Genomic DNA, 6,743 nt, shown 5'->3' with positions numbered 1-6,743 from the left:
TTTTCCCTATAATGATTAAAAACTGGATTACATCCTCGATTTAGCTGGAGGATTTCCCTATAATCCCTCTTTTTTCTCTTGAAAAAGCACTTGTCCCGCCACTAACTACTCCATCACTAACTACTTCGCCACTAGCTAATGCTATCATCACCGTTCCATCTACACCCTCAGCATTAACATCCTCTTCACAGCCCATTATTATCAATCAACTTTAGAATCGCAGTCCCTGGTCATCACAATGCTTTTTTCTTATGTCAAAAAGTACAAGCCGGCAAGTTAGATTATCCAGGGGAAAGCCTCTGGATGATTTTCACTATGGATGAACATGCTGCTAGGTGCGGGGGGCTAATTTGGACGAGCTGGACTCATTTGTCTGAAATTTCTAATCAATAGTGCAAAATAAAGAGAATATAGTGCAAAAACACAACTGACATTTTCCGTTAGAATAAAAGGAAAGATGGGTCCGGGCTTATCCGGCTGAAGAAAGGGTTGCGTCAGATGATGAAACATACCGATACACCGATCAAGCAGGGGTTGTATGATCCCGCTTTTGAAAAAGACGCTTGCGGTATGGGCTTCGTCGCTCATATCAAGGGAAATGCCTCACACGATATTGTTAGTCAGGCCTTGACGATGCTGGCGAATATGGAGCACCGGGGCGGGCAAGGCAGTGAGCCCAATTCGGGAGATGGGGCAGGTATTTTACTGCAAATTCCACATCGCTTCTTTGCGGAGGAAGCACAGAAGCTTGACTTCGTTCTTCCGGAAGCCGGCCAGTACGGGGTAGGCATGTTGTTCCTGCCGCATGACGAGGTGGTTCGGGCTGGTCAAGAAGCGGAACTCGTACGCATAGTTGAAGCAGAAGGACAACGGGTGCTAGGCTTCCGGACAGTGCCAACCTCGGATGAGATGCTGGGCAAATCGGCCAAAGCGGCCAAGCCGTTTGTTCGTCAAGTCTTTATCGGACGCTCGGCGGAACTGACGGACGACTTGGATTTTGAGCGCAAGCTCTATGTCATCCGTCGCCGGGCGGAACTGGCCATTCGTTATAGCGGCGCAGAAGAGGGCGATGCCTTCTACGTATCCAGTCTGTCATGCCGGAAGATTGTATATAAGGGGATGCTGACCACGGAGCAGGTGGGGCAATTTTACCTGGATCTGAAGCAGGAATCGCTGGAGTCCGCCATGGCCCTGGTGCATTCTCGCTTCAGTACCAATACGTTCCCAAGCTGGGAGCGGGCGCATCCGTACCGCTTCATGATCCACAACGGGGAAATTAATACGCTGCGCGGTAACGTGAACTGGATGCGCGCACGGCAATCGATGTTCAAGAGTGAAGCGTTTGGTGCCGATCTGGAGAAGGTCAAGCCGATCATTAACCCGGATGGCTCCGATACAGCGATGTTTGATAATACCTTTGAATTCTTGTATCTGAGCGGACGCTCCTTGCCACATGTCGCCATGATGATGGTACCTGAGCCTTGGGGCGGCCAGAAGGATATGGACCAGGACAAGAAGGCGTTCTATGAATACCACAGCACGATGATGGAACCGTGGGACGGCCCTGCGGCCATGGGCTTTACCGATGGTATCCAGATCGGAGCGATTCTGGACCGCAACGGCTTGCGTCCATCGCGTTATTATGTGACCAAGAACGACCTGATTGTGCTGTCCTCTGAAGTAGGGGTACTGGACATTCCAGCAGAGGATGTACTTTATAAGGATCGTCTCCGTCCGGGCCGGATGCTGCTGGTCGATACCCGGGAGGGACGAATTATTTCCGATGAGGAAGTGAAGGCTTCGATTGCCGCTGAGCATCCTTATCGTGAGTGGCTGGATGAGCACTTGGTCGAACTGGAGGACTTGCCGGAAGCGAAGGAGCTGCCGCCGGAAAGTCATGAAAATATTTCGCAGCGACAAATGGCCTTTGGTTACACGTATGAGGACTTGCGCAAAGTACTGGAGCCAATGGCGATAACGGGTCAGGAGAACCTGGTCTCCATGGGTTACGATGCGCCGATTGCTGTATTGTCGGAACAGCCGCAGCGACTTTATAACTACTTCAAGCAAATGTTCGCTCAAGTCACCAATCCGCCGATTGATGCCATTCGTGAAGAATTGGTGACCTCTACAGTAACCACAATTGGACCCGAGCGTGACCTGCTGAACCCTGAGCCGGAGAGTTGCCGCCAAATCCGTCTGGATTCGCCGATTTTGTCCAATGAGGACTTTGCCAAGATTCGTCATGTACGCCGTCCTGGCTTCAAATCAATTACCATTCCAATTCTGTTCCCGGCGGCCGAAGGAGCGGAAGGGCTTCGTCAAGCATTGGATACCCTGTGCGAAGCTGCTGACCGGGTCATTGCCAAAGGGCATAACATCATTATCCTGTCGGATCGGGGTGTGGGCGCGGAAAATGCTGCTATTCCGGCGTTGCTGGCTGTATCCTGCTTACAGCATCATCTGATTCGCCAGGAAACGCGGACCAAGGTCAGCTTGCTGCTGGAATCCGGGGAACCCCGCGAAGTACATCATTTCGCCCTGTTGCTGGGCTATGGAGTCAGCGCAGTGAACCCGTATCTGGCCTTTGAGTCATTGAAGGATATGATTGCGCAACGCATGCTGCAAGGGATCACTCATGAGAAGGCCGTCTACAACTTTATTAAAGCGGCGACGAAGGGTGTCCTCAAAACGTTGTCTAAAATGGGGATTTCCACGATTCAATCTTATCGTGGTGCACAGATCTTCGAGGCTGTGGGGCTGGAGCCGTCATTTATAGACCGTTACTTCACCTGGACGCCTTCCCGCATCGGCGGGATCGGCTTGCCAGAGGTGGCTAGCGAGGCGCTGGCACACCATTTCCGGGCCTTTACCGATAAGGACGGCAACGACAAAGTGCTGGATTCCATCGGTGAATATCAATGGCGCAGCGGAGGAGAAGAGCATCTCTTCAATCCGCAGACCGTGCACTTGCTGCAACAGGCGGTTCGGACGGGGGATTATGCCCTGTACAAGAAATTTGCCGAGCTGGTACAAGGGGAGAATCAGAAGCACTTCACACTGCGTTCCCTGCTGGAACTAAAGGCAGTCGGACCGAAGGTGCCGCTAGAGGAAGTGGAATCAGCGGCTTCCATTATGCGCCGCTTCAAGACCGGGGCCATGTCTTACGGGTCTATTAGTAAGGAAGCACATGAGACGATTGCCATCGCGATGAACCGCATCGGTGGCAAGAGTAATACCGGGGAAGGCGGCGAAGATCCGGCACGCTTCGTGCCTGATGCGAATGGTGATTTGCGCCGAAGCGCCATCAAGCAGGTAGCCTCCGGACGGTTTGGCGTGACGTCGAATTATCTGGTCAATGCGGATGAAATTCAAATCAAGATGGCCCAGGGGGCGAAGCCTGGTGAAGGTGGACAGCTTCCGGGCAAGAAGGTCTATCCGTGGGTTGCCGAGGTTCGCGGCTCAACGCCAGGCGTAGGACTGATCTCACCACCGCCGCATCATGACATTTACTCCATTGAGGATTTAGCTGAATTGATCTTCGATCTCAAGAATGCTAATCCGCGGGCTCGTATCAATGTGAAGCTGGTATCCGAGGCAGGCGTAGGCACGATTGCTGCCGGGGTAGCGAAGGGCCGGGCAGATGTGATTCTGGTGAGCGGCTACGACGGAGGAACGGGCGCATCGCCGCAAAGCTCCATCCGTCATGCCGGCTTGCCGTGGGAATTGGGTCTTGCCGAAACGCATCAGACCTTAATGCTCAATAACCTGCGGGATCGCGTTGTGCTGGAGACGGACGGGAAGATGCTGAACGGGCGCGACCTTGCGGTTGCTGCTCTGCTAGGGGCCGAAGAATACGGCTTCTCCACGGCACCACTCGTGGCGGTTGGCTGCATCATGATGCGTGTGTGCCAGCTTGATACTTGCCCGGTAGGCGTGGCTACGCAAAATCCGGAGCTGCGCAAGAACTTCGGCGGAGACCCTCAGCATGTCGTGAACTTCATGACCTTCGTGGCAGAGGACCTGCGGGAATGGATGTCTGAACTGGGCTTCCGCAGCCTGGAGGAAATGATCGGCCGGACCGACTGTCTGGATGCCGTGAAGGTAGAGGGTCATTGGAAGAAGCAAGGCGTTGACCTTCGCTCGCTGCTTCATATGCCGGAGCTTCCGGAAGGCAGCAGCCGTTATTGCACCAAGCAGCAGAACCATGGGCTGGAAGAAACCTTGGATATGTCGCGGATGCTTGAGCTTGCGGCTCCTGCGTTAGAGCGTGGGGAGGCAGTTAGCGCTCGTTTGCCGCTCTGCAATGTCAATCGGGCCACAGGTACGATTGTAGGCAGCGAGGTAACGCGCCGCTATGGTCTTCAGGGACTGCCTGAGGATACGATTACGTTCCACTTCGAAGGTTCGGCAGGCTTGAGCTTCGGTGCCTTTGTACCGAAGGGGATGACGCTCAGCGTCGAAGGGGATGCCAACGATTACACCGGCAAGGGCCTGTCGGGGGGCAAGATCATCGTGAAGCCATCGCCGCGCGCTACGTTCATTGCGGAAGAGAACATCATCCTTGGTAATACTTCCTTCTATGGCGCGACCAGCGGGGAGGCTTATATCCGCGGTATTGCCGGTGAGCGGTTTGCTGTTCGTAACTCCGGGGCAAATGTTGTTGTCGAGGGTGTGGGTGATCATGGTTGCGAGTATATGACGGGAGGCCGGGTGGTTGTACTCGGTGGTACAGGTCGCAACTTTGCGGCGGGGATGTCCGGCGGGATCGCTTATGTACTGGATGAAGAGGGAGACCTCGTGAACCGCTGCAACCTGGAAATGGTGCTTCTGGAATCCGTGCAGGACTCCGCGGAAGCTGACCAGCTTCGCACCTTGATCAGCCGTCACGTTCTATATACCGATAGTCCGGTGGGACGCCGCGTGCTGGACGAGTGGGAGCAGTCGCTGCCTAAATTCGTTCGCGTCATTCCGAAGGATTACAAGCGGATGATGGAGCAAATTCGTAAAGTGGAGAATGAGGGCCTTCGGGGCGACGCTGCGTTGCTTGCCGCTTTCGAAGCCAGCACACGCGAGTTGGCTCCAACCAACTAAAGATTAAACAAGTTCAGCAGAGAAATAAAAGTTCCCATCGCCTTATCCGGCGTGGGAACTTTCTTTTTTTGCGCCCGGAGCGACAGGTTCAAATGCTCAGGTACAATCCGTATTATCCTGCTTCCGCTTGGGGTTGCTTTTTGCCTTTTTCCTTACCCGTTACATGGGAGACGGCAGGTGCCGGCTTCTCCATTCTGCTGGTACCGTTCAGGGCGCCGCCTTCAATAATGACGAGCTTGGCAACATGGACATTTCCAACAACCCGTCCGCTGTCTGCGATCGTTAATCGGCCAGGGGTGGTGATGTCGCCGATGACCGTACCCGCCACAATGACATCAGCCCCCTTGATGCTCGACTGGACTTCCCCGGTCTTGCCAATGACCACTTGCCCGAGACAATCGATTTCTCCGTGAACTTGACCTTCTACTCGCAGATTGGATTTGCATTCCAGCTTGCCTTCAAACAAGCTGCCTTGACCAATCAACGTGTCGGTTGCGGATTTCTTCGCGTCCTTGAACATGAACAGGCTCTCCTTTCGTTTTCACTTCATAGTTTGACTAGTATTCTACCTTGTTTCATTTCAAATAAGGCAGGGGATCAATCGCTTTGCCGCCCTTGACGATCTCGAAATGAAGGTGGGGGCCTGTGCTTCGTCCGGTACTGCCCAGCTTGCCAATGCGTTGTCCCTTTCTAACCGAATCACCTTCATTGACATCGATGCCGCTTAAGTGCAAATACCAGGTCTGTAAGCCTCCCGGGTGCTCGACCACGATATACTTGCCGTGGGAGCCGTCACGATCAGCGGTAATGACCTTACCCGCAGCGGCTGCATAGATGGGGTCGCCCATCTTCCCAGCGATGTCGATGCCCGCATGGAAGGCGGCCCGGCCCGAGAACGGGTCGGTACGATAGCCGAAGTTGGAGGTCAAGCGGGTAGACAGGGTTGGCCACTCGGAAGGTGTACCGGAAATGGAATGCTGGGTCTGCCGCGCTTTTTTCAAAGTAACGGGGATGTTCTTCTCCATTTCATCCAACATCTCGTTCATCGCAATGAAGTCATTTTTGGTGTGCTGGGCCAGGTCAGCAATTTCGTTGTCATGCACGGCGATAAACTCACCGCCCACACCGCTCACGCGCATATATTGCACAGCATTCTCATCCGTCCAATCGTCCGCAGGTAAGGAGGACAGCTTGCCAAGCTCCTTGGCATCGCCGATGCCATATTTACTGATGAATTGCTGAAGTTCTGCCTCTAGCTCCGCCACTCGCTCCATCCGCCCCATCATATTCTCGGACTGGCTGGACAAGGCAATGACCTCATTCTGTAGCCGTGATATGGCTTCATCCTTGTCGGTGACCACGGCTTCAAAAGCAAGGCCCTGCGTCGCAAGTTTACTTTCGAGTGCGCTGATCGTTTGCTCCGACTGTACATGGAGGCTCACGATGAGTCCAGAGATGGACAGTATCGCCAGCAGGGGAACGGCAACGACCAGCGGCTTAGACACTTGAATTTGCTTGACGGGACGAGCCGCATCCCGAAGAACAAGCAGTGTCATCCGATTGGGATTAGGCAGAGTAACACTCCTCATGGCATCTCCTCCCTACTCTTGTGGGTTCTATTAATTATCTATTCCTATGATTCTTAAATC

General features: G+C 53.7%; 3 protein-coding genes. 1 reads left to right on the top strand and 2 read right to left on the bottom strand.

What is annotated here, in order from left to right:
* Positions 1–501: 501 nt before the first annotated feature.
* A complete protein-coding gene (gltB, locus tag AC1VOR_RS22390; RefSeq protein WP_482621170.1) occupies positions 502–5,094 on the top strand; it encodes a glutamate synthase large subunit in 4,593 nt (1,530 codons plus the stop codon).
* Positions 5,095–5,206: 112 nt separating this feature from the next.
* On the opposite strand, the gene AC1VOR_RS22385 is transcribed toward gltB, so the two are convergent.
* Both AC1VOR_RS22385 and AC1VOR_RS22380 read right to left on the bottom strand, forming a co-directional pair.
* The gene (locus AC1VOR_RS22385) at positions 5,207–5,614 is read right to left on the bottom strand and encodes a bactofilin family protein (RefSeq protein WP_482621159.1); all 408 of its coding nucleotides are present in this window, start codon (positions 5,612–5,614) and stop codon (positions 5,207–5,209) included.
* 55 nt (positions 5,615–5,669) lie between these two features.
* On the bottom strand, positions 5,670–6,683 hold the full coding sequence (locus AC1VOR_RS22380; RefSeq protein WP_482621158.1) for a M23 family metallopeptidase: 1,014 nt from the start codon (positions 6,681–6,683) through the stop codon (positions 5,670–5,672).
* Positions 6,684–6,743 lie beyond the last annotated feature (60 nt).

The organism is Paenibacillus sp. 1SOY10, assembly GCF_056836745.1.
This window is presented reverse-complemented; position numbering and strand designations above follow the sequence as displayed.